Annotated in this window: 21 protein-coding genes; 9 read left to right on the top strand and 12 right to left on the bottom strand. The window is 63.3% G+C overall.

Annotated elements, in window-relative coordinates; all coding sequences use genetic code 11:
* Positions 1-87: 87 nt before the first annotated feature.
* Positions 88-510 (top strand): HIT family protein, encoded by a 423-nt coding sequence (locus tag Q8R61_RS08870; protein WP_305536328.1) that lies wholly within the window; start codon positions 88-90, stop codon positions 508-510.
* Here the strand turns inward: Q8R61_RS08870 and phoR are convergent.
* Together phoR and phoB are read right to left on the bottom strand one after the other, a co-directional pair.
* On the bottom strand, positions 476-1,819 hold the full coding sequence (gene phoR / locus Q8R61_RS08865) for a phosphate regulon sensor histidine kinase PhoR (RefSeq protein WP_305536326.1): 1,344 nt from the start codon (positions 1,817-1,819) through the stop codon (positions 476-478). The genes Q8R61_RS08870 and phoR overlap by 35 nt on opposite strands.
* Before the next feature lie 34 nt (positions 1,820-1,853).
* Positions 1,854-2,546, bottom strand: a complete 693-nt coding sequence (gene phoB, locus Q8R61_RS08860; RefSeq protein WP_305536324.1) for a phosphate regulon transcriptional regulator PhoB — start codon at positions 2,544-2,546, stop codon at positions 1,854-1,856.
* A 202-nt stretch (positions 2,547-2,748) separates the two neighbouring features.
* Here phoB and ubiE point away from each other — a divergent pair, with 202 nt between their 5' ends.
* The 6 genes from ubiE (at position 2,749) to Q8R61_RS08830 (ending at position 9,327) form a co-directional block, all read left to right on the top strand.
* The gene (gene ubiE, locus Q8R61_RS08855) at positions 2,749-3,483 is read left to right on the top strand and encodes a bifunctional demethylmenaquinone methyltransferase/2-methoxy-6-polyprenyl-1,4-benzoquinol methylase UbiE (RefSeq protein ID WP_305536322.1); all 735 of its coding nucleotides are present in this window, start codon (positions 2,749-2,751) and stop codon (positions 3,481-3,483) included.
* On the top strand, positions 3,480-4,085 hold the full coding sequence (locus Q8R61_RS08850) for an SCP2 domain-containing protein (RefSeq protein WP_305536320.1): 606 nt from the start codon (positions 3,480-3,482) through the stop codon (positions 4,083-4,085). The genes ubiE and Q8R61_RS08850 overlap by 4 nt, the downstream gene beginning before the upstream one ends.
* Positions 4,082-5,608 (top strand): ubiquinone biosynthesis regulatory protein kinase UbiB, encoded by a 1,527-nt coding sequence (ubiB, locus tag Q8R61_RS08845; protein ID WP_305536318.1) that lies wholly within the window; start codon positions 4,082-4,084, stop codon positions 5,606-5,608. The genes Q8R61_RS08850 and ubiB overlap by 4 nt, the downstream gene beginning before the upstream one ends.
* 9 nt (positions 5,609-5,617) lie before the next feature.
* On the top strand, positions 5,618-7,051 hold the full coding sequence (locus Q8R61_RS08840) for a sodium:solute symporter family protein (protein WP_305536316.1): 1,434 nt from the start codon (positions 5,618-5,620) through the stop codon (positions 7,049-7,051).
* Positions 7,052-7,372: 321 nt separating this feature from the next.
* Complete coding sequence (locus tag Q8R61_RS08835; RefSeq protein WP_305536314.1) at positions 7,373-8,206, top strand: PEP-CTERM sorting domain-containing protein; 834 nt, start codon at positions 7,373-7,375, stop codon at positions 8,204-8,206.
* Positions 8,207-8,511: 305 nt separating this feature from the next.
* A complete protein-coding gene (locus Q8R61_RS08830; protein WP_305536312.1) occupies positions 8,512-9,327 on the top strand; it encodes a PEP-CTERM sorting domain-containing protein in 816 nt (271 codons plus the stop codon).
* A gap of 66 nt (positions 9,328-9,393) precedes the next feature.
* Here Q8R61_RS08830 and cysC read toward each other — a convergent pair whose 3' ends face one another.
* The 10 genes from cysC to Q8R61_RS08780 form a co-directional block, all read right to left on the bottom strand.
* A complete protein-coding gene (gene cysC / locus Q8R61_RS08825; RefSeq protein WP_305536310.1) occupies positions 9,394-11,022 on the bottom strand; it encodes an adenylyl-sulfate kinase in 1,629 nt (542 codons plus the stop codon).
* A gap of 26 nt (positions 11,023-11,048) precedes the next feature.
* A complete protein-coding gene (locus Q8R61_RS08820) occupies positions 11,049-12,005 on the bottom strand; it encodes an acetyltransferase (RefSeq protein WP_305536308.1) in 957 nt (318 codons plus the stop codon).
* Entirely contained in the window at positions 11,992-14,295 is a 2,304-nt protein-coding gene (locus Q8R61_RS08815; RefSeq protein WP_305536306.1) for a VanZ family protein, read from the bottom strand. Before Q8R61_RS08815 ends, Q8R61_RS08820 begins: the two co-directional genes overlap by 14 nt.
* The gene (locus Q8R61_RS08810; protein WP_305536304.1) at positions 14,295-15,545 is read right to left on the bottom strand and encodes a hypothetical protein; all 1,251 of its coding nucleotides are present in this window, start codon (positions 15,543-15,545) and stop codon (positions 14,295-14,297) included. Before Q8R61_RS08810 ends, Q8R61_RS08815 begins: the two co-directional genes overlap by 1 nt.
* Positions 15,546-15,547: 2 nt before the next feature.
* Positions 15,548-16,096: a shikimate kinase gene (locus tag Q8R61_RS08805; protein ID WP_305536302.1), complete on the bottom strand. Its 549-nt coding sequence runs from the start codon at positions 16,094-16,096 to the stop codon at positions 15,548-15,550.
* A gap of 95 nt (positions 16,097-16,191) precedes the next feature.
* The gene (pilQ, locus tag Q8R61_RS08800; protein WP_305536300.1) at positions 16,192-18,432 is read right to left on the bottom strand and encodes a type IV pilus secretin family protein; all 2,241 of its coding nucleotides are present in this window, start codon (positions 18,430-18,432) and stop codon (positions 16,192-16,194) included.
* Between the two features lie 30 nt (positions 18,433-18,462).
* The gene (locus tag Q8R61_RS08795) at positions 18,463-18,960 is read right to left on the bottom strand and encodes a pilus assembly protein PilP (protein ID WP_305536298.1); all 498 of its coding nucleotides are present in this window, start codon (positions 18,958-18,960) and stop codon (positions 18,463-18,465) included.
* The gene (locus Q8R61_RS08790; RefSeq protein ID WP_305536296.1) at positions 18,957-19,577 is read right to left on the bottom strand and encodes a type 4a pilus biogenesis protein PilO; all 621 of its coding nucleotides are present in this window, start codon (positions 19,575-19,577) and stop codon (positions 18,957-18,959) included. Before Q8R61_RS08790 ends, Q8R61_RS08795 begins: the two co-directional genes overlap by 4 nt.
* Positions 19,574-20,152, bottom strand: coding sequence for a PilN domain-containing protein (locus Q8R61_RS08785; protein ID WP_305536294.1), 579 nt, complete (start codon positions 20,150-20,152; stop codon positions 19,574-19,576). Before Q8R61_RS08785 ends, Q8R61_RS08790 begins: the two co-directional genes overlap by 4 nt.
* Positions 20,149-21,237 (bottom strand): pilus assembly protein PilM, encoded by a 1,089-nt coding sequence (locus Q8R61_RS08780; RefSeq protein WP_305536292.1) that lies wholly within the window; start codon positions 21,235-21,237, stop codon positions 20,149-20,151. The genes Q8R61_RS08785 and Q8R61_RS08780 overlap by 4 nt, the downstream gene beginning before the upstream one ends.
* A gap of 193 nt (positions 21,238-21,430) precedes the next feature.
* Here Q8R61_RS08780 and Q8R61_RS08775 point away from each other — a divergent pair, with 193 nt between their 5' ends.
* Complete coding sequence (locus Q8R61_RS08775; protein ID WP_305536290.1) at positions 21,431-23,803, top strand: penicillin-binding protein 1A; 2,373 nt, start codon at positions 21,431-21,433, stop codon at positions 23,801-23,803.
* Positions 23,800-24,375: a hypothetical protein gene (locus Q8R61_RS08770; RefSeq protein ID WP_305536288.1), complete on the top strand. Its 576-nt coding sequence runs from the start codon at positions 23,800-23,802 to the stop codon at positions 24,373-24,375. The genes Q8R61_RS08775 and Q8R61_RS08770 overlap by 4 nt, the downstream gene beginning before the upstream one ends.
* The last annotated feature ends 15 nt before the right edge of the window (positions 24,376-24,390 follow it).

The raw sequence follows: 24,390 nt of genomic DNA, 5'->3' as shown, positions 1-24,390 counted from the left end.
TCTTCATTTTTTATTTACGGTTTTGTTGCTTGTCAGACATGCTCACGCCCCGCAAGATGCTGGGCTTTCGTTTATTTGGGGCCGAAGATGTCATGTCCGTTGTGCGATTCGCCGAGCGGCGCCGTGTTGTGGCAGGACGATTTATGCCGCGTGGTGCTCGCTGACGAGCCGGATTACCCCGGCTTTCTGCGGGTGATTCTGAACGCCCATGTGAAGGAAATGACGGATTTGTCGGCGGCCGACCAGGCGGCGTTGATGCGGGCGGTGTTCGCCGCCGAAGCGGCGCTGCGCGAGGTGCTGGCGCCGGACAAGGTCAACCTCGCCTCGCTCGGCAATCTGGTGCCGCATCTGCACTGGCATGTGATCCCGCGCTTTGCGGACGATCCGCATTTTCCCAATCCGGTGTGGGGCGATCGGCTACGGGATACGCCGCACGGCGCACCTGCCGCGCTGGAATCGCAGCTTGCAGCGGCGCTTACCCTGCGGCTTGGCGTTCCGGAAACGGAATGACGGTCGCGCCTTCCGGCGCGGACTGCAGCCGGGTGGTGGGAAAGCAGGCGGAGAACGTGCTGCCCTTGCCGGGGATGGACTGGATGTCCAGCCGCGCATCGTGGCGCGTCAGCACATGCTTGACGATGGCGAGCCCCAGCCCGGTGCCGCCGGTTTCGCGCGAGCGGCTGCGATCGACGCGGTAGAAGCGCTCGGTCAGGCGCGGGATGTGTTCGGCGGCGATGCCTTCGCCGGTATCGGTCACGGAAAAGACACCCTCCCCGTTGCGCGCGCGCCAGGCCAGCGTGATTTCGCCGCCTTCTGGCGTGTAGCGCACCGCGTTCGATACCAGGTTGCCGAGCGCACTACGGATTTCCTGCAGGTTGCCCTTCAGCCAGGCGTCGCTGTCGATGTCCAGACGGATCCGGTGACGTCCGCGGCTCAGCGATTCGGCTTCGGCTTTCAGCGCCAGGGCCAGTTCGGGCACATTGATGGTTTCGTCCTTCAGCGCGTGCTCGGCGCTTTCCAGGCGTGACAGGGTCAGCAGATCGTCGAGCAGGCGCTGCATGCGCCGGGTATGGTCGAGCATCAGGTCGAAATACCGGCGGCTTTCGGCAGCCGGCAGCTCGGGCGCATCCGCCAGGGTTTCGACGAAACCGCCGACCACGGTCAGCGGCGTGCGCAGTTCGTGCGAGACGTTGGCAATGAAGTCGCGCCGCATCGCATCGACCCGCTCGAGGTCGGTGATGTCGCGCGCGACCAGCAGTTTCTTGCTTTCGCCAAACGGCACCAGCTGCATCGACAGCGTGATTTCGCGGTTGACCGGAGACTTGCAGACCAGCCGGCGCGAATAATCGGCGGCATCGAGAAACTCCAGGAAATGCGCCTGTCGCAGCAAATAGCGGACGAACTGGCCGCGGTCGCGGTCGCAGTCCATCCCCATGTATATGCGCGAGGCCGGATTGCACCACTCGATCTGATCGTTGCTGTTGAGGATGATCATGCCGTCGGGCACCGCCATCGCGGCGTGCTCGAACTGTTCGAGCGCATTGGTGAGTTCGCTGCGGCTGGCTTTCTGGCGGCGCTGCAGTTTTTGCAGCCGGTAGAAGATGTCGCCCCAGGTGCCATTGGCGTCGGGCGGTTCCACTTCGTCGGGGTTTTCCAGCCAGCGCGCGAGGCGGAATTCCTGCCACAGGCGGCGCACCATCACGAAGGCCTGGATGCCCGCCAGAAAGCCGAGAGCGGCGACCCAGCCCCAGCCTGCCCACAAGAACAGCGCCACCAGCATGACGCTGGCCAGCACACCGAGCGGACGCCACCAGAAACCCATATTGACCTGTCCGATGAAACCTGAGGTGCCCTGATTATCCCACTTCGGCCGAAAAGCGATAGCCCGACCCGCGCACCGTCTGGATCAGCCCGGCGTGGGCGGACGGCTCGAGCGCCAGCCGCAGACGGCGGATGTGGACATCCACGGTGCGCTCCTCGACGAACACGTCGTCGCCCCACACCTGGTCGAGCAGTTGGGTGCGCGAATACACGCGTTCGGGGTGGGTCATGAAGAAGTGCAGCAGGCGGAATTCGGTCGGCCCCAGTTCCAGCGCCTGGCCTTTGCCCTGCACCCGGTGACTGCTGGGGTCGAGCCTCAGGCCATTGATTTCCACCGGCTCGTCGGTCATCTGCGGCGCACGGCGGCGCAATACAGCCTTGATGCGCGACACCAGCTCGCGCGGGGAAAACGGCTTGGTGATGTAGTCGTCGGCGCCGGTGTCCAGCCCAAGCACCTTGTCGCGTTCCTCGCCACGCGCGGTCAGCATGATGATCGGGATCGGCTGGTAGCGCTCGTCGCTGCGCAGGCGCTTGCACAAATCGATGCCGGACATGCCGGGCAGCATCCAGTCGAGCAGGATGACGTCGGGCAGGGTGTTCTTGAGGAATTTCAGCGCATGCTCGGCGTCGCCGGCGGTGGTGACCTGATGGCCGGCCTGCGCCAGATTGAATTTCAGCAGTTCCTGGATCCCGGGTTCGTCTTCGACCAGCAGAATATTGGCAGCCATGGGGGTTCCGCGCGTATTGGGTGGGAGGCCATCCTATGACAGCAGTATGACTGATTTATGACACCGAGTTGGCTGCTGAAGCGCGCTCCGGGGTCGCGACGCGGCTATCCGGAAAGTGTTTCAGCAGACTGCTTGTCCGCGCGCGCCCCCGCCAGCCTGTGCGCTGATAGAATTCCCGGCTGATCCGCTCATCCCCACTGCCATGGATAAAACCACCCATTTCGGCTACAAGCAGGTCGCCGAGTCCGAAAAAGCCGCCAAGGTGGCCGAGGTCTTCCATTCGGTCGCGGCCCAGTACGACCTCATGAACGACCTCATGTCGGCCGGCCTGCACCGGCTGTGGAAGCGTTTTGCGGTGGCGCAGGCGGGGCTGCGGCCTGGGATGCGCGTGCTCGACGTCGCCGGCGGCACCGCCGACCTGACCCGTCTGTTTTTGAAAGAAGTCGGCGAAACCGGCACCGTGCTGCTCACCGACATCAACTTTTCCATGCTGCGCGAAGGCCGCGACCGCATGCTGAACGAGGGAAAAATGCCCCCCACGGTGCAGTGCGACGGCGAACGGCTGCCCTTCCCCGACAATTATTTCGACTGCGTGTCGGTCGCCTTCGGCCTCAGGAACATGACCCACAAGGATCAGGCGCTCGCCGAGATGAATCGCGTCCTGAAGCCCGGTGGCCGCTTGCTGGTGCTGGAGTTCTCCAAGGTCTGGAAGCCGCTGGAACCCGCCTACGACCTGTATTCCTTCAAATTATTGCCGCTGATGGGCAAGCTGGTCGCCCAGGACGCCGACAGTTACCAGTACCTGGCCGAGTCGATCCGCATGCACCCCGGCCAAGAGGAACTGAAAACCCTGATGGAAGCCGCCGGCTTCGCCAAGGTCAGCTACCACAACCTGACGGCCGGCGTGGTGGCCCTGCATAAGGGCTTCAAGGTTTGATTCCTGAAGCCCTCATCGAGCGCAGCCTGAATCATCTGCTGCAGCAAACGCCCGGTGCGGCCGAGATGCTCGTCCGCCATGCCGGCGCGAGCGTGCGCTTTGATCTCACGCTCGCACAGTTCGATTTCTGCATCGCCGACGACGGCTGCTTTTCCGAGGCGGTGGTCGATGTGCCTGACGCCATCATCCGTCCCACCCCGGCGCTCGTCGCCCGACTGCCGTTTTTCGGCCGCGAAGCATTGCGCCACGCCGACTACAGCGGCGACCCGGCACTGCTCGCCACGCTCGATCGCGTATTCAAACAGCTCGACTGGGGTGTCGAGGCCGACCTCGCGCCCGTCGTGGGCGATGTCGCTGCGCATCGTCTGCATGCGTTCGGCCGCGATGTCCTGGCGGGGCTCGCCCACGCCGCCGCCGCGCTCGGGCACAACGCCAGCGAATATGTGGTCGAGGAAGCCGAAATGATGGCGCGTGGTGTCGACGTGGCGCGCTTCAACCGCGAGGTCGATACGCTGGCCGACGATGCTGCACGACTCGACGCGCGGCTGCGTGTGCTGGAAGCCCGCCCCCCCGAACAGGACGCGCAACCGCGGCCCGCATGAAACTGCTGCGCCTCGCCCGTATCCTCACGGTCGGCCTGCGCTTCGGGCTGGAGGAATTCTTCCTCGGCCACGAGCGGGTACGTCCACTGCGTTGGCTGGTGCGCGCGACGCTCTTCTGGCGGCCGCTGACCGAACCACGCGGGGTGCGGCTGCGCCGCGCGCTGGAGGCGCTGGGACCGATCTTCGTCAAGTTCGGCCAGATGCTCTCGACCCGGCGCGACCTGGTGCCGCTCGACATCGCCGACGAACTCGCCCAGCTACAGGACCGGGTGCCGCCCTTCCCCTCGATCCAGGCCATCGCCACGCTGGAAACCGCCTACAAAAGGCCGCTCGCCGAGGTTTTCGCCGAATTCGACGCCACCCCGGTCGCCTCCGCCTCGGTGGCGCAGGTGCACTTCGCGCGCCTTCATGACGGCACCGCCGCCGCGGTGAAAGTGCTGCGCCCCGGCATCGCGCCGGTGATCGCGCACGACGTGTCGCTGCTGTATGCCGCCGCCGGGCTGCTTGAGAAGCTCTTCGCCGACGGCAAACGGCTGCGCCCGCGTGAAGTGGTGGCGGAATTCGAAAAGCATCTGGAAGACGAGCTCGACCTGATTCGCGAGGCTGCCAATTGCTCGCAGTTGCGGCGCAACTTCAAGGATTCGCCACTGCTGCTGGTGCCCGAGGTGTACTGGGACTACTGCGATCACGACGTCATGGTGATGGACCGCATGGACGGTATCCCGGTCAGCCAGATCGAGCGGCTGCGTGGATCCGGCGTCGACATTCCGAAACTGGCCGCCACCGGGGTGGAAATCTTCTTCACCCAGGTGTTCCGCGACGGCTTTTTCCACGCCGACATGCACCCCGGCAACATTCTGGTTCGCCCCGGTTCCGAGCAATACATTGCCCTGGACTTCGGCATCATGGGCACGCTCACCGAGGTCGACAAGCAGTACCTCGCGCGCAACTTCCTTGCCTTCTTCCGCCGCGACTACAAGGCGGTGGCGCTGGCGCACCTGGAGTCCGGCTGGGTGCCGGCGGACACCCGCATCGACGAACTCGAGGCGGCGGTGCGCGCGGTGTGCGAGCCGGTGTTCGACCGCCCGCTGAAGGAGATATCCTTCGGCCGCGTGCTGCTGCAGCTGTTCCAGGCCTCGCGCCGCTTCAACGTGGAAATCCAGCCGCAACTGGTGTTGTTGCAAAAAACCCTGCTCAACATCGAAGGCCTCGGTCGCCAGCTTGACCCGGAGCTCGACCTGTGGAAGACCGCCAAGCCCTTCCTCGAGCGCTGGATGAACGAGCAGATGGGCTGGCGCGCACTGGTTAAGAACATCCAGAACGAAGCGCCCAAGTGGGCGGCGCTGCTGCCGCAACTGCCGCGGCTGGCACACCAGGCGCTGAACGAAAACCGCCTGGGCCAGCTGGAAGCCGGCCTCACCCTGATGCTGCAACAACAGCACGCGCGCAACAAATGGCTCGGCGCGATCGCCGGCCTGCTCGCCGTGCTGGTGATCATGACTCTCTACTTCAACCTGCGATAAGGACTCGCCATGCTGATCGGTTTCGTCGTGCTCTACCTCGTCCTCTCCATCGGCATCGGCCTCTACGCCGCCACCAAGGTCCACAACGCCAGCGACTACATCACCGCCGGCCGTTCGCTGCCGATGATCGTCGTCGTCGCGATGGTGTTCGCCACCTGGTTCGGGGCGGAGACCGTGCTCGGCATCCCCGCCACCTTCCTCGACGAAAACCTCGGCGGCACGATTTCCGACCCCTTTGGCGCGGCGCTCGCGCTGATCCTGTTCGGCCTCTTGTTCGCGCGCCCGCTGTACCGCATGAAGCTTCTGACGCTGGGCGACTTCTTCCGCAAGCGCTACAACCGTCCGGTGGAAATCGTCATGTCGCTGGCGATCGCCGCGTCCTACCTGGGCTGGGTATCGGCGCAGGTGGTGGCGCTGGGGCTGGTGTTCAACGTGCTGTCGGACGGCACGATCACGACCTCGCAGGGCGTCATGATCGGCGCCGCCGTGGTCACGCTATACACCCTGTTCGGCGGCATGTGGTCGGTGGCGTTGACCACGCTGGTGCAAATGACCGTGATCGTTGCCGGCCTGCTGTGGATTTCCTGGCTGGTGGGCGGCATGGCCGAAGTGGGCGGCGTGGCACCGGTGGTCGAGCACGCCGCGGCCGCCGGCAAGTTCGAATTCTGGCCGGCGATGGAATGGGCGGCGATCATCACCTTCGTCGCGGGCCTCCTTACCATGGGCTTCGGATCGATCCCGCAGCAGGACGTGTTCCAACGCGCCAACGCATCGAAAACCGAGCGCATCGCCGTGTGGGGCACCGTCATCGGCGGCACGCTCTATCTGCTGTTTGCCGCGGTGCCGATCTACCTCACCTATTCGGCGACGCTGGTCGACCCCGTCATGACCACCGCGCTGCTCGCCGAAGACGCCCAGCTGGTGCTGCCCACCTTCGTCAAGACGCATCTGCCGCTGGCGGCGCAGATCATCTTCTACGGCGCGCTGCTGTCGGTCATCATGTCGACCGCGTCGGGCACCCTGCTGGCGCCGTCGGTCACGCTGTCCGAAAACGTCATCAAGGAATTTTTGCCGCATCACCGCATGAGCCAGCAGACGCTGCTGCGGGTCACCCGCGCCGTGGTCGTCGTGTTTGCGCTGCTGGTGGTGGCGTATTCGCTGTGGTCGCTGGAATCCGCAACCAGCATCCATTCGATGGTCGAGAACGCCTACAAGGTCACGCTCGCCACCGCCTTCGTCCCGCTGGTCGCCGGCATCTACTGGAAACGCGCCAGCAATCTGGGGGCCGGGTTGTCGATCGGGCTCGGCTTCGTCTGCTGGGTTGCGATGGAATTCATCGCGCCCGATGCCGCGCTGCCGCCACAATTTGTCGGGCTCATCGCCAGCCTGACCGGCATGCTGGCGGGCTCGCTGTACTCGCCTCCCAGGCCTGCGCACGCCTGAAGCCGCCCCGGGTTGCTTTTGATGACCCTTGCCTAACAAGGCGCCCTATTCTATGGCTTCCTATGGCTTCACCCCGCATGACGCAGATCAGCGTCGGAAAATTTTACGACCTGCCTGAAAATTAAAGCCAGGCATCCAAGAGCAGAATATAGCTTATTGATAATAAATAGGATTTTACATCGGCCGCATGCTGGTACAGATCATGCTTTAGGGTCTATCAGCACATGTGGGTTTGTCTTCGGGGAAGTTTGAAGTCACGGCTAACCCCTTATTGCGTTTATCCCTTTGCGGATTCGATAACTTCATAAGGAATCAACCATCATGAATAAAACCATACTGGCCAGCGCGCTTGCCGCCTCGGCCCTGTTTACAGCGGGAAGCGCGGTCGCCGCACCCTTCATCATCAACACGGCACTCAACGGCATTACCACCGGCTTTGACAACCTGATCACCGCTGCGGGGTCCACCGTCGTCACCGCTCAGGTCGTTCGCAATCAAAGCGTTTACAACTATATCGACAAGGATGGCAACCCGGCCACGGTTTCTGTGACCCGTCCCATCAGCGGCGCCGCCGCCAACCCGACCGTTTCGGGTTACGGTTCGGGTATCGGTGCCGTGTCGGGCGCGCTCTGGGACATCGGACCGTCGTCTGCCGCGCTGGGCGGAACCCCGGCCATCCCGGGTTTCAACAACTCCGGCCTGACGTTCACATTTTCCTCGCCGGTCAACGCGTTCGGCTTCGAAGTCGGCGACTGGGCGACCTGCTGCTACAGCGGCACCCGGCCTGCTGCCGTTCAGTCCGCCTACAGCGTGCCCGCAACTGGCTCTGGCCTGTGGATCGCATTCGACGGCGGCGCCGCCACCTTGCCCGCCAATGCGCTGAACCAAAATGACAACCCAGGGGTTGCTGCCTATGGTCAGTTCACCAACTTTATCGGTGCGATCGATTCGTCAAGCTTCTTCTCCAGCGTGACCTTCTTTGGCGACGGTTTTGGTGAAGTGCTTTATGCCGGCGGCACCCTGCGCTTCGCCTCGGTTCCGCAAGGTTCGATTGATGATGGCGGCGTCGCCGGTGTTCCCGAGCCTGCCTCGCTGGCGCTGCTCGGTATCGGCCTGATGGGCCTGGGCGCGATGCGCCGTCGTAAGTCGGCCTGATTCGGCTTAGCCTGAAACAAACAAAACGGCGACCTGTTGGTCGCCGTTTTGTTTTGGCCACCCCTCCGGGAATCAGCGCTGAAGCATGCTCCGTGCCCGGCCCTGAAAGCGCACGGCCAGGAGGCAGCCATAGCGCGCTCGGCAGGATAAGTGTCGGAAAATTTTACAGCAAGCCTCAAGCCCGCCGACCATAAAAAATCAACTTATTGTTTTTAATGGTTTTTTAATAACTGGCACATGTGTTGCTCACTTAACTTACGCGATCTGGCATCCAGCCGTGGTCAAGACTTCTTAAGGAGATAGCAATGTTCAACAAACATGTTCTCGCCACCGTCGCGGGTACTGCGCTGAGCCTCGGCATGCTGGCGTCCGCATCGGCCGCACCGGTCGTTTACAACCTTGCCCTCGGCAACATTTCCACGTTCGATGCCGTCATCACCGGCACCGGATCCACCGTGGGCACGGCACAAGTCGTGAATGGCGTAAACGCTTACAACTACTCGTACCTAGACAGCAACGGCGACCCCGCTAACGGCACCGTGACGGTCACCCGTCCCAACGGCTCGACCGCCACCCCCAGCGGCGGCTACAGTTCGGGCGGCCAATCGCTTTCGGGTTCGGTCTGGGGCATCAGCCCGAGCACGTCTAGCGGAGAAATTATTCCCGGCTTCAACTCCGGCCTGACATTCACCTTCTCCAACCCTGTGAACGCTTTCGGCTTCGAAATTGGCGATTGGGCGACCTGCTGTATGACCGGCACGCGTCCTGCGGCGATTCAGTCCACCTATGGCGTCCCGGCCACCGGTTCCGGCCTGTGGATCGCCTTCGACGGCGGCGCAGCGACCCTGCCGGCCAATGCCTTGAGTGCCAACGACAACCCTGGCTACGCTGCGGCAAACAGCTACACCAACTTCATCGGCGCGATCGACTCGTCGGGCTTTTTCAGCAGCGTGACCTTCTTCGGTGACGGCTTCGGCGAGTTCCTGGTTGCTGGCGGCACCCTGCGCTTTGCCTCCGTGCCGCAGGGGTCCGTGGGCGGCGTGCCCGAACCGGCCTCGCTGGCGCTGATGGGTCTGGGTCTGCTCGGCTTGGCGGCCGCGCGTCGCCGCAAGGCTGCCTGATAGCAAGGCAACGACCCCGTAAAAAAGCCGGCTTCACGCCGGCTTTTTTACGTTCACCAAACGCAATCAGCGCAGGTAACCCTCGTGCTCGAGTTTGAGCAGAAGTTGCTGCACGGCCTCGTCGATGCCCAGGTCGGTGGTGTCAATCGCAAGCTCCGGCTTTTCGGGTATTTCATAAGGATCGGATACGCCGGTGAATTCCGGGATCAGGCCGGCGCGCGCCTTGGCGTAGAGTCCCTTGCGATCGCGCGACTCACAGGTTTCGATCGGCGTGGCGACATGAATTTCGACAAAGCCGCCCACGGCTTCGATCATCGCGCGTACGTCACGACGCGTCTGCCGATACGGCGCGATCGGCGCGCAGATGGCAATGCCGCGATTCTTGGTGATTTCGGACGCGACAAAACCGATGCGCCGCACGTTGATGTCGCGATGCGCCTTGGAGAAGCCGAGCTCGGATGACAGGTGGCGGCGCACGATGTCACCGTCGAGCAGGGTGACGGAGCGACCGCCCATTTCCATCAAGCGCGCAGTCAGCGCGCGCGCCAGCGTCGACTTGCCCGAGCCCGACAGGCCGGTAAAAAACACGGTGAAGCCCTGGCGTTCGCGCGGCGGACTCTGCCGATGCAGCTCGGCGAGCACTTCGGGGAAACTGTACCAGTCGGGGATTTTCAGGCCGGCACGCATGCGGCGATGGAATTCCTCGCCGCTGAGTGTCAGCAGACGCGCGCCGGCAGGCGCATCGAATTCAGGCAGATGTTCGGCGCGATCCTCCACATACACCATGCGCGGGTAGGCAATCAGCTGCACGCCAATCCTGTCGGCCCACTCGGCAATGGGCAGCTCGGCATGGGTCTGGGTGAGATCTTCACCGCGGCGGCAGGTGCCGTCCGACAGATGTTCACCGCCCGCAATCAGCAGGCTGCAGCCATAATTGCGCGCGACGATGGCGCGCAGCAGCAGGGCAAGTGCGCTGGCTTCGCGCGGCGGCGACGGCAGCAGCGACAACTGGGTGCTGGCAGACGGAAAGCGGTCGCGGACTGCGAGGAAGCTGCGCACCAGCCCGAAATACGCAGGCGCATCGGTGATATCCCCGCCCACCTGCGGATGCAGCAGCAGGTTGGCCTCATTTTCGATCGCGCTTTTCAGGCAAAACTCGAACTGCGCGCGATGCATTGGCTGGCGGGCCTGCCAGGCCACCACGCGGCCCCAGCCACGGCGGGCGAACAGCGCGCGCAACTCGGCCGGCGTGGCGCGCAGGCTGGCGAAATCGGGATGGGGCGGCAGCGCGGCGCCTTCGATCGCGCCGCCGAGGTGCCAGCGCGCGCCGTCCTGCCAGACATCGCTGACGCTGAGCACGGCCAGCATGAAGCCCTCGCCGTCACGCAATGCAACGCGGTCACCGGGCTTCAGTTCGGCAGCGTTTTTTTGCGGGCTGGAAAGCGTAATCGGCAGGGGCCAGAACGTGCCGTCGTCGAGTTGCCGCTCGGCGTCAACGCGCGCGCACTGGGCTTGTGTCATGAAGCCGGTCAGCGGCGAATAGGCGCCGGACATCAGCATCTCGAGTTCGCACTGCTGCTGCCAGTCGAGGTCGAGCGAGGGCAAACTCAGGGCTTCCTGTCTGAGCGCATCACCGCGCGCGGGATCGATCAGGCTGACCAGGGTGCCGCCGTAGGGCGCGATGGGTTGATTCACATTCAGCTCCGGGAAAGACCGCAAGACTATTTATAAATGTCGTAGAAACTAGCAATAAATCGGCCAAGCCCGGATTCGGGCAGGTGATTGATGCCGGCGGCGGCCTTGCGCCCGCCGCCGGTGTCGAACTGGCTGCACAGCTCATCGGCGCCGGACTTGGCATTCAGCGGCGCACGCACGCTGACAACATAGCCGCCCTCCGGCTTTGCGGTGAGCACCGCATGGGCCTGTGCGGGCGATTCGACAGCCAGCTGATTGCCGAACACGCCGGAAATCCGCCGCGCCCACTTCTCGGCCGGGAGCATGAAGACGCGCCCGGAAGCACGCGCGTCCATCGCGCTGACGGCCTCCGCACGCGCCATGTCCGCCTGGTAGCCGGCATTCAGCGTTTGATAGGCCGGCGACTCGGCGATGAAGGCGAAGGGATCGGCAAATGGGCGCATCAGGCGATAGAGCTCGGCCGGATCGAAAAACAGATCATCGAGCGTGTCACCATAGCCATTGTAGTTGAGGCATTCGCCGAGCGATTGCAATTGCGCCAGCTGGTCAGCGGACAAATCAAGAGGCACCGCTGCGGCGCGCGCAGCATTGGCCAGGTTGTCGCCGAACGCGGCAGTGACCGCCCACGCCAGATGCCGGTCCTGTAGATGCCGGTTCACCAGCAGGCTGGTGCAGACGTTGGCATCGGTATCGATATGCGCTTCGAAATTCGGATGCGCCGGAATGTCGCCCGGCTGGTGATGGTCGAAGTAACGCACCTTCACGCCGGCAGCGAGCAGCCGGTCGAGCGCGTCGCGATTCTTTGACAGCGCGATATCCAGCACGGTGACACGGTCGCCCGGCTGGGCTTTGACCCGTTTCAGCAGGCTAATGTCGCGCTTGGGTCCGGTGACCAGTTCGGACTCGGCGGGGTCGGCCAGACGCAGCTGGTGCAGCGCGCAGAGACCGTCGGCGTCGCCGTTGAAAACATCAATGAGAGGCATGGGCAGAATGTCGTTGAGCGGCGCGGAAGTGCGGCCATTGTAGGGAGGCAAGTGCTGCAATGACAAGCCCATGCAGCACGGCGTAACGCAGCCAGATGGCGGGCAGCGATGCGTAATGCTGGCGATCGCTGCTCAGCAGGAACTGCAGGGCCGAAAACTGCTGGCCGTACTTGTCGATTTCGCCGGCCAGACCGAAGTGGAAACACACGGCCGTGAGCGGCAGCGACAGCGCCACGCCGGCCCATCGTGCAAGGCGCTGCGCCGTGCCGGCAGGCGAAGCCAGCAATGCGGCCGCAACGAATACCGCATACAAGCCGGCACACAGCAGCGCAAACGCCAGTGGTTGCGGCGTGGCGATGAGCTCGGTCAGGTTGTCGGTTGCAGCCTGCGCCACCACCCCCCAATACGCCAGCGCCAGCGGCGGCAGCACAGCCCAGAAATGCAAGGCACCGAGTCGCCGCCCGCGCCAGCGACGGACGGTTTGCGTGGCGAGGTACAGCAGCGTGCCGGGGATGGCAGCCAGCGCGATCCAGCGCAGCCCGAGTTCCAGCCAGCGCGGCCAGTCGAGGACCGGGCTGCCCACCAGATCGAACAGGCTTTCCTCCGGCACGGCGGCGCGCAGCAGCAGAAAAGCCAGCGCACCGTAGGCCAACAACCCCACCGGCAACTGAAGCAGCCGGATACGGCCGGAGACCCGGCGGCGCGCCAGCCACACTGGCCACACGGCCAGCCAGATGCACGCCAGCGCAAGCAGCAGCGCCGACAGCCAGGCCGCCTCCGGCCGGAACAGTTCACGCACGTTGTACGGCACGAACGCAGCCTGCGACGCCATCCAGAACAGCAGACTCAGGCCGCCCAGCATCAGCGGCAGGTGCCAGCGTGAAAGGGGTGCGGCGGATACAACGTCGGCTACCGGATTCTCATGCTTCTCCACTTTGGCCACGGAGCGTACCGGTGCATGGCGCGGTGCGCGCAGCAGATGCCGCGCCACCGCATAGCCCGCCAGGCCACCCAGCCAGGCCAGCAGCCAGTCGGTGAGGTCGACGATCTTGTGCGGCAGCATCAACTGCCCGCCTTCGATCACGGCGGGCAGTCCCGCCAGCACCAGCATCGCCAGCGCGAACAACGGGCCGCGCCAGCGCCACGGCTGGCGCGCCACGCCCCACGCCAGCAACCCGCCCAGTGGCGCGAAGAAGAGGGTTTTGCGAAGTACTTCGGTGATGGCACGAAATTCCGTGCCGAAGTAATACACCTCGAACGGCACACGCTGCACGAAGTCGAGCCGGCTTTTGATGAAGGCACCGTCCGTCTGAAAATCAAAAGGGAACCAGAACACCACGCCCAGCAGCAGCACCCAGGCTGCTGCCAGCGCAAACGGCAGCCAGGCCGACCACGCCGGCATCGTGCTGGTCGGGGCCACGCGCGCGGCCAGGCGGCCCCCCACCCACGTGCCCAGCGCTGCGCCGGCGGCGGCGGTGATCAGGTCGGTGACGTCGCTGACCCGCGAATAGACGAACAACTGCAGGAACTCCAGCAAGGCGGCCGCAGCGAATGTCATGCCCCACACGCGCCAGGCGCTGTGCGTTCCGTCGAGTCGCCACATCAAGGCCAGCGGCACCCAGATCAGCGCGTCGGTGGCGATTTCGTACAGCGCCTCGGCGGCATCGTCCGGCAGGCTGCCGAAAGGAATCAAATTGACCTTGCCGTCGCGCCACTGATGAAAAATCTCGACCAGGCTGATGGTGAGGTCGAGCGGTAGCACGTTGTAGACCAGCACGCCGGCGAGATATACCCAGGCCAGCCGCTCGGCAAGGGCGGCGCGGGCATGTGACTGCTGCCAGGAATGCAGCCATTCGAGAAACCGTCTGCCGGCCCCCCACCAGACCAGCACCCCGAGGATGCCGCCCAGGGTTTCGGCAAAGATGTCGTTTTGCGACACCGTGCGCTGCGGAAAGAACAGCTGGGTGAACTCGATGCCGACACTCAGTGCAGCGGCCGCGGGAATCAGCAGCAGGGTGATCAGCACGGTGCCCACACGGCCGGCACCGGCGCTCAGGACGCCCATCCACAGGAAGGTCAGCGGGATGAACAGCAGCAGGTTGGCCACCCAGTCGGCGCGCGAACCGATGCCCAGTCGCAGAAAGGGAATCGCACTGAAACGCGCCACCGCTTCATCCCAGGGGATGAAGCGGTATTCCAGCGGCACCAGGCTGCCGTACACGACGAACGCGGTATAAACCAGCGCAGCCGACCATAGCAGCCGGCGGGAGGCGGTATCGCTGGCACTCATCAGGGCGTTGCCGCGTTAGGCGCGGGCAGCAAGGCGGAAGTCATGTGTGCGCCGGGACGCGAGCTGCGTTGCCAATCGGGATAGGCTGCCAGTTCGTGCATCAGCGGCGCCGGGGCGTGCGGCCCTGCCTGGCCGCGCGCCAACAGGCGCTGCGTCAGCCTGGCCGGGGCGACAGGCAACAGATCGTGCTGATAAGCCAGGGAAAGGTTGTGGGCCGCCTCACCGCCCAGGATAGGCGTGGCCGCGGCAATCAGATTCATGACCACACGCTGTCGATACGCCGTGCCCTCGCGCTGCCGCACCTGGATGCCGGTGCCCGATGCCAGCACCGTATTGGAGAAAATCATCATCTCGCGCGGCACGTCGTTGTGCGGCTGGATGCGAATCGCATCGCCGCCGCCGTTGATGAACACATTGTCGTACACCGCCACTCGCCCCTCTGCCTGCAGCAGCGCTTCGCTCGGATTGTGCAGAAACAGGTTGCCGTAGACCAGATAGCGATCCTCGCTGCCCGGGCCCGAAACTGGGACATGGCCGAGCAGGACGTTGGGACGCGCGAGCGGGCCGGGCGTGGTGTCCTGCTTGGAAAATACGTTGTGGCGAATCAGCGTGTCGTGGCGGCCCGCGTATTCCGGTGTACGTCCGGTCTGGTGCTTGATCTGCAGGTTGTAGCCCAGCGTCGCGCTGACGTGATTGCCCTCGATGAGGCCGCCGACGAAGGGATCGCTGCCGTCCGAATCGCCGAAATACATGCCAGTGCCGACACGCTCGATGCGGTTGTTGCGGACCACCCAGCCGTACGCCGGGCATTTGGTGGAAATGCCCACATTCTGCTGCGACGCGGCATGGTCATGGATATGCAGATGTTCCAGCGTGATGAAGTCGGCATAGCGGCTGTGGCCTTCGGCCTTGACCGCATCGACCGGCAGGTTGCGGCCATCGAGCACCAGATGACGCACCACCAGATGACGCACATTGATCAGGCTGACGGTATTGGCGCGCGGCCGCGCGATGAAGCGGGGCGGCGCGGCAGGGTCAGCCGCTTCGATGACGATCGGCTCGCCGGCCTGCCCGGAAAGATGGTGCAGCGGCAAGCCCTGCAGATAATCGCCCGGCGCCAGCAGCAACCGATCTCCCGGCTGCAGGCGACGCAGGTGCTCACGATAATCGTCCGCCCCCGCCCGATATTCCGCCGCCGCGACGCCGTCGGCCAGCATGCACAGCATCCCTGCGCAGGCCAGACGCAGCATGCTCACTCCGTGCCAGTCACGGGCAGCCCGCTGCGCAACAGATCCAGCTTGCCGCACAGCACGCGCGTCATGCCGGACACGCTCTGCCGCCCGGTGTCGACCACAATGTCGGCAATCTCGCGATACAGCGGATCGCGCTGGCGATACAGCTCGCGCAAGGTGTCGAGCGGGTTGTCCGTTTGCAGCAAGGGACGGTTGCGGTCATGCCGCGTGCGCTCGTACAGGTGTTCGGGCGTACCGCGCAAATAAATGACCACGCCGCTTTGCTTCAGGCGTTCGCGGTTGGCCGCCGACAACACCACGCCCCCGCCGGTGGCCAGCACGATTCCGGACAACGCCGTCAACTCGGCAATCGCCGTCTCCTCGCGGCGGCGGAATCCCGCTTCACCCTCGATTTCGAAGATGACCGGAATCTTGACCCCGGTGCGTGCCTCGATCTCATGGTCCGAATCATGGAACGTGCACCCATAGTGCCGGGCCAGAAGCCGGCCCACCGTGGTCTTGCCGGCTCCCATCAGGCCGACGAGGTAAAGATTGTCGCGCTTGCTCATGGCGCCATTCTAATGGAGGGAAGCCGGCTGGGCGCGGCAAGCGGCAGACGAAAAAAAGCGCGGGACACGCCCGCGCTTTTTACGATCTGCCGCGATCAGCGCAGCGTCAGGCGCTCGTCGAGGATGCGCGGCGTAATGAACACGATCAGTTCAGTCTTCTGGTCCTGCTTCGATGTTTGCTTGAACAGGTTGCCGAGGAATGGCACATCGCCGAGGAATGGCACCTTATTGACGTTATTCAATTCGGTCTGGTCGAAGATGCCGCCCAACACCAGGGTTTCACCGTTGTTCACCCGAACCTGGGTTTTGATGCGGCGGGTCGCAATTGCGGGAACCGTGAAGCCGCCTGTCGTCACACTCCCGCCTGCATCCTGTGCGTCCTTCTGCACTTCCACAGTCATGATCAGCGAATCGTTATTCAGGATTTGCGGATCAACCAGCAGGCAAAGGAACACATCCTTGAAAGACACGGTAGCAGGTGCGTTGGCAGATCCGGGCGTCACAAAGGGGATCTGCGTACCGTTCAGTATCACTGCCGGCTTCTGATTCGTCGTCATCACACGCGGGTTCGACAAAATCTTGCCGCGGTTATCAGCCTCCATCGCAGTCAGTTCCAGGCTTAGCAAGTTGCCGTTATTGGGGTTCAGCAATGACAAGGCAATCTGTCCCACCGCATTTGCAACGCCCAGATTGACTTGAGGCGTGACCGTCGGTGACCCTCCCGCAGCAATACTGGCGGATTCGTTCAGTGTGCCGCCAACCCCAACTCTTTCCCGACCTATATCCTTGAACAGTCGGGTGCCAAGACGAACGCCCAGATCCCGACTCCAGTTGCTGTCTGCAATCACAACCCGTGCCTCGATCATGACTTGACGTGCAGGCACATCGAGACGCGCGAGGAGTTCACGAACGTCCTGAATCTTGCGTGCGGTATCGGTAACGATCAGCGTATTCGTTTTGAGTTCAAACGTCGCCCGCCCCCGTTTGGTCAGGACTTTCTGGTCTGCATCCCCTCCCGTCTGCTGCGAGGCCTGGGCTGCCGTCCCACTTAAACCCTGCGCCTGAGCCGAACAGTTCACTGCATCACCCGCAGCGTTCTGGGCCGTCCCGGCGGCGCCATACAACATGGATTTTGCTTCATCCGCCCGCATGTAATTGAGCTGAATATAGTCCGTCGTCAAAGGCTCCAGATCCGCCACGGCCGACCTGGCCTCGAACTCGAGTTTCTCTTTAGTCAGCAATTCGTCCTTGGGCGCAATCCAGACCACATTGCCGTTCTGGCGCTTGTCGAGCCCACGGGTTTGCATGATGAGATCGAGTGCCTGATCCCATGGCACGTCTTTCAGGCGCAGAGTCAGATTGCCGGTCACCGTGTCGCTTGCAACAATATTGAGGCCGGTGAAATCGGCGATGACCTGAAGCACCGAGCGCACCTCGACGTTCTGGAAATTGAGCGAGAGTTTCTCGCCCACATATTTCACCCGGCCGTCTGCGGTTTTCTTCTGCGCGTCATCGCTCTGCTTCACTTCGACAATAAAGCTGTTGTCCGCCTGATAGGCCGCGTATTCCCAGCCGCCCTTGGGCTGGATCACCATCCGGGTGTTGTTGCCGAGCGTGTAGGTCTCGATAAACTGCACCGGCGTACCGAAGTCAGCCACGTCGAGGCGACGCTGCAAGGCTCTGGGCAACTCGGTGCCGATGAAATCGACGACCACGCCATTGGCCTGCTGGCGAATATTGATGCCCGCCTGCGCGTCGGAAAGCGTCGTCACGATGCGACCCTCGCCGGTCGCGCCGCGCCGGAAGTCGACATCGCGAATGCTGTGGCGTGCGGCGCCGGGCGTTGCCTCGGCAAAGCGCGGGCTGGCATTGACTGGCGCGGTGCCTGCGCCGACATCGCCCAGTGCGATCAGCAATTGTTTGCCGTCAAGGGTGGTGTCGTACTCGACCGACTTGTTCAGGTTCAGCACCAGACGCGTGCGTGTGCCCGCCTGCACCACGTTGACGCTCGACAGCGGGCCCAGGTTGGATTCGACCGTATTGCGCCCCAGTGCATTGCCGGTGTTCGGCAGGTCCAGCGCGATGCGCGGCGGGTTGCCGACGCTGAAGCCGGCAGGGGTGGCGGTCAGCGCATTCTTGAGCGTGACGCGGACGACCACCTTGCCGCCCGGTAACGTCGTGGTCTCGACCTGCTGCACCGTGTTTGCGGTCGGCGGCAGGTCGGCGGCGCGCACTGAATAAGACAGCATCAGCCCGGTCAGGAGCGTGGCTCCAAACAGGTAACGGGTCATGTCCCGGGCAATGCTACGAACTGTGATTTTGGGCAATGCGTTCATGTCAGCCTCTTTAAAATTCAGTGCTACGAATCATTCCTGCAGAATCAGGGCGCTGGTGCGCTCGGACCAGTCCCCGGCGCTATCCTGGACAATCTCACGCAGACTCACCTCGCTGTCGGTGATCTGTGTGATGAGGCCAAAGTTCTGGCCTGCATAGTTGCCCTTTTTAACGTGGTAGATCGCGTTGTCCGGCGTTTTGATCACGGCATGAATCACGCCTTGTTTGGACAGCATGCCGACCATTTTCAAGGTCTCAAGGGAGAAAGACTCCAGCGGCTCCTTCGGACGATTGAAGTCGGGCTGCATACCGCCGCCGCCTCCGGTCGAGAGTTTTCTCGGCTTGAACGGGTCGGGCAGGTCAAAGGCGTTATAGCTGAATGGTTCGTACACCTTGACTTCCGGCAGCGGCTCGATCTTGCCTTGCATGTCCTTGCCGGTTTCGGCGACGAAGGTTTGCAGGTCCTGCATGTTGCCGCCGCCGCAACCTGCCAGCCCCAGCACGAGAACTAAAGTGGGCAGTCGCTTCATTTTGGCTGCTCCTTGGTTTGCTGCTTGCGGGCGATGACTTCTTCGTCGTCCAGGTAACGGTAGGTTTTGACGACCGCATCCATATTGAGCACACCCTCCTTGGCCGGTGCCAGGGAGATATTCTGCAAAGTCACGATACGCGACAGCTTGGAGACGTCGCTGACGAAGGCGGCGATGTCGTGATAACCGCCGGTAACCTTAACGGTGATGGGCGTCTCGGCATAGAACTCGGTCACGGCTTCGGCATCCGGCCTGAACAGGTCAAACTGCAGGCCGCGTCCCAGACCGGCCTGGTTGACATCGGTGATCAGCGCATCCATTTCCTGCTTGTTGGGCAGTTGCTTCAACAGCGCGCCGAAGGCCTGCTCGATGTCGGCCAGCTGCTTGGTATACGCTTCCAGATTGACGGCCTGATTCTTCTTGGTCGCAAATACGCTGCGCAACTCGGTTTCCTTCTGCTTGGATGCGTCCAGGGTCTCCATGCCGCCGCGCCAGTCAAACCACCAGCCTGCCGCCACGATCGCCACGAAAAGCACCACCAGCGCCACCAGCTTGGTCGGCAACGGCCAGTCGGCCAGCGTTTTCAGATCCAGCTTGTTGAGTTCGTCAAGGGTCATGCCTTGCCCCCTTCCTTGTTCGCGTCATCGGTTTGCTGCTGGATCTGCCTGACCGTCAGCACGAATTCGTTGGCACGCAGATTGTTCACCGTGACCGCCTTGATTTCGACCAATCCGGCCGATTCAAACCAGGGCGAACTCTCCAGATTGCGCATCAGTGTGGAGACGCGCGCGCTTGACTGGGTGTAGCCAGTGAGGGTGATCACCCGGCCGTCCTGCTTGAACGATTTGAGATACAGACCCTCGGGCAGCAGGCGGATCATCTGGTCGAACAGATGAACGACTTCGGTCCGGTTGGATTGCAGCGTCTCGACGACCTGCTTGCGTTCCAGCAGCGCCTGGGTCTGCTCGCGTATTTTCTTGATTTCGCCGATCTGGCTGTCGAGGCGGGCAATTTCCTGTTCGAGGAAGGCATTGCGTGCCTCCTGCGTGGACTGACGCGCCGCGATCAGGCTGTGCCCGATCACGACAGCAACCACGCCGGCGACGACAGCAATGCCGAGCAGAATATTGAACTGACGCCGGCGCGCGGCGCGTGCCAGTTCACGGTGGGGGAGCAGGTTAATGCGGATCATTGGGGGTCAAACCTCCGCATGGCAAGGCCGCAGGCGACAAACAGGGAAGGCGCGTCGGCGGTCAACGCCTGCGGCCGGATCTTGGAACCGACTGCCATGCTGGCAAACGGGTTGACGACCATGGCCGGCGTGCCGGTGCGCTGGGCGACGACCTCATCGATACCCGGAATCATGGCGCCCCCACCGGCCAGCAGGATCTGATCGACCTTGCGGTACTGGGTGGATGTGGTGAACAGTTGCAGGGCGCGGCCGATTTCCATCGCCAGCGTCTCGCTGTAGGGCTGCAGCACCTCGACGTCATAGCTTTCCGGCAGCGTGCCGCGGCGCTTGGCATTTTCGGCTTCTTCGCTGGTCATGCCGTAGCGGCGCGAAATTTCATTGTTGAGCTGGTTGCCGCCGAAGCCGTGTTCGCGCAGATACACCGACTCGTTGTTGTTGAGGATGTTGATGTGCATGTTTTGCGCGCCCACATCGATGATCGCCACGGTCTGGCCGTCGCCGCTGTTGGGCAATTGATGCGCGATCTGCTCGTAGGCGGTCTGGGTCGCAAAGGATTCGACATCCATCACCAGCGCCTTGAGACCGGCAGCCTCCACGGCGGCGACGCGGTCCTCGACCTTTTCCTTGCGTGCGGCGGCGAGCAGGATCTGCACATCGTCCGGGCTGGCAGGCGATTCGCCGAGCACCTGAAAATCCAGATTCACCTCGTCGAGCGAGAAGGGAATAACCTGATTGGCCTCGGCCTCCACCTGGTTTTCCAGGTCGAGACCGCTGAGGCTGGCCGGCGCCAGAATCTTTTTGGTGATGACCGCGGAGGACGGCAGCGCCAGCGCCACGTTCCGGGTCCGCGTGTTCATGTTCTTCCATGCGGTGCGCAAGGTGTCGGCGACCTGATCGAGATTGGCGATGTTGCCGTCCGTCACCGCATCCTTGGGCAAGGGCTCAATCACATAGCGCTCCACCCTCAGCATGCCCTTGCCGGCATCGGACAGCTCCACCAACTTGACCGCGGTCGTGCTGATATCGAGCCCCAGGATGGGCAGGCCTTTGGCAGAGAGCCAGTCCAGATTAATATTCAGGTGCAAGAGTTTTCCTTTACGCTTCTGTGAGTTGGCGCTTTTTGTTGTTATCTTTTTTAGATGCTAGCAACAACACACGGTTTTTAACAGTTTTTTTCTCACCACACCGCAAGAGTTGAACACATGTGTCCAATTTCCAACACCACTAACGCCTATAATCGTCGGAAACTTTAGGCACACTTTTGAATTAAGGAACGGGATGTTTTCAAAATGGTGGCACTACGCGCTGGCGCTGATCGTCAGCCTCGGCGTGGTCAGCACGGCGCTGGCCGGGCTGGCAGCCGCACTGATTTACCCCAACCTGCCGCCGCTTGAGTCACTCACCGATTACAAGCCCAAGCTGCCGTTGCGTGTTTACACCGCCGATGGGGCGCTGATTGGCGAGTTCGGCGAGGAGCGCCGCGCCTTCATCGCCATCGAGCAGGTGCCGGACTACATGAAACAGGCCATCATCGCCGCCGAGGACGAGCGCTTCTACACCCACGGCGGCGTCGATACCCTCGGCGTGCTGCGCGCGGCAGGCTCCAACCTGCTGTCCGGCGGCGCCAAGGAAGGCGCCTCCACCATCACCATGCAGGTGGCGCGCAATTTCTTCCTGTCGAACGAAAAGACCTTCACCCGCAAGCTGTCCGAAGCCATGCTGGCGATGAAAATCGAACACAACCTGTCGAAGGACAAAATCCTCGAACTCTATATCAACCAGATTTATCTCGGCCAGCGTGCCTACGGCTTCGAGGCGGCAGCGCGCACTTACTTCGGCAAGCCGATGAAAGCCTTGTCGCTGGCCGAGTTCGCCATGCTGGCGGGGCTGCCCAAGGCGCCCTCGCGCTACAACCCGGTGGTCAACTTCCCGCGCGCCAAGGCGCGGCAGGAATATGTGCTGGGCCGCATGCGCACGCTCAGATTCATCGACCAGCCGACCTGGTCCGCAGCGGTCAAACAGAAGCTCGTGATCCGCCAGACGCGCCCGCAAGCCGAGGTCGCAGCCGACCATGCCGCCGAAATGGTGCGCCAGACGCTGTTCGAGAAATATGGCGAAGCCATCTACAGCTCCGGCTTCAAGGCCGTCACCACGCTGCAGCGCAGCGCGCAGCTCGCCGCCAACCGCGCGGTCTGGCAGGGTATCGCCGACTACGACCGGCGCTATGGCTACCGCGGACCGGAAGCACAGATCACCCTGCCCGCGGACAAGACCCAGCGCGAGACGGCGATCGCCAGCGCGCTGGAAGACCTGCGCCCGGTCAGCGGCATGGAGCCAGCCGTCGTGACCAGCGTGTCACCCAAGCTGATCCAGGCCCGGCTGCAGGACGGCAAAACCGTGGACATTGCCGACGCCTCGCTGCGCTGGGTGGCGGGCTGGACCACCGGCAAGAAGGGGCGACAACTCGGGCCCGGCGCCGTGGTGCGCGTGCAGGCGGTGGGGGCCGCATGGCGCTTGACGCAGCTGCCCGAGGTGGAGGCCGCGCTGGTCGCGCTGAATTCAAAAGACGGCGCCATTACCGCGCTGGTCGGCGGATTTGACTTCAATCGCAACAAATTCAATCGGGTGACGCAGGCCTGGCGGCAGCCGGGATCGAGTTTCAAGCCCTTCATCTATTCCGCCGCGCTGGAAAAAGGCTATACCCCGGCCACATTGATCAACGACGCGCCGCTGTCGATCAGTGCGGAGGAAACCGGCGGCACCCTCTGGGAGCCCAAGAACTACGACGGCAGCACCAGCGGCCCGGTGCGCCTGCGCAGTGCGCTGACCAAATCGCTCAACCTGGTGTCGGTGCGCATCCTGCAGGGTATCGGCCCGTACTACGCACGCGACTATATCCGCCGCTTCGGCTTCGACCCGGCGCGCCATCCGCCCTACCTCACGATGGCGCTGGGCGCCGGCAGCGTCACCCCGCTCCAGATGGCTGCAGCCTACGGCGTGTTTTCCAATGGCGGCTACAGCGTCAACCCCTATCTGATCGACAAGGTCTACGACAAGGATGGCCGTCTGCTGATGCAGGCCAGCCCGCAGCAGGTGGGCAGCAACGCGCCGCGCGTGATCGACCCGCGCAACGCCTGGTTGATGACCAACATGATGCAGGACGTGACGCGCAGCGGTACCGCTGCCCAGGCTGGCCAGCTCGGCCGCAAGGACATCGCCGGCAAGACCGGCACCACCAACGACGCGCGCGACACCTGGTTTGCCGGCTACAACCCCGATCTGGTGGCGATCGCCTGGATGGGCTTCGACCAGCCGCGCTCGATGGGACGTCGCGAGACCGGATCGCAGTCGGCCCTGCCGATCTGGATGAATTTCATGGGCACCGCCCTCAAGGGCGCGCCGCAACGCGGTTGGGACATGCCGGCCGGCATTATTTCGGTCAAGATCGACCCGGCCACCGGCACCCGCAAGCCCGAGGGGGTGTTGGACACCTTCCTGAACAGCGTGCTGGGCGAAGGCGCGCCCGCCATGACGGAATACTTCTATCAGGAATTTCCGCCACCCGACGCCCCTGTCAACGACTGGGGAGAGCCGGACGCACCCGCCGCACCGGTCGAGCCCGCCGCCTCCGCATGGGACACCCAGCCATGAAGCACCAGGACATGCGCCGCCGCATTGCGCATGCGGCGGCGCGCATCCTGGCCGAGGACGGCAGCCTCGACTATGGCAGCGCCAAGCGCAAGGCGGCGCGCCAACTCGGCGCACCCGACAGCGGCAACCTGCCCGACAACCAGCAGATCGAAGAGGCGCTGCGCAGCTACCAGGCGCTTTACCAGGCCGACGAGACCCGCACGCAGCTGGCGCTGTTGCGACAGGTCGCGATCGAATACATGGAACGGCTGGCCGACTTCGACCCGCACCTGACCGGCTCGGTGCTCAACGGCACCGCCGGACGCCACACCGGCATCAGCCTGCAGCTTTTCACCGACCAGCAAAAAGAGGTCGATTTTCTGCTGATGCGGCTTGGCACCCCCTATCAGGCTGCCGAATACCGCGCCGCTGACGCGCCGGGCCGCGTCTATCCCCGTTTTCTCCTCGACGATCCGCGCGCGGCAGTCGAAATCATCGTTTACCCCGCCGCCGAACTGCGCAGCATGAAACGCCAGCAGCCCGACGGCCTGCCGCGGCGTGCGCGGCTGGCGCAGGTGAGGACGCTGGTTTGACCGCATCCCTGGCAT

Origin of the sequence: Thiobacillus sp. (genome assembly GCF_030696885.1) — a bacterium.
In the GTDB taxonomy this organism is placed as follows: Bacteria; Pseudomonadota; Gammaproteobacteria; order Burkholderiales; family Thiobacillaceae; genus Thiobacillus.
The sequence above is the reverse complement of the archived record's forward strand: the minus strand, read 5'-3'. Positions and strand labels throughout refer to the sequence as shown.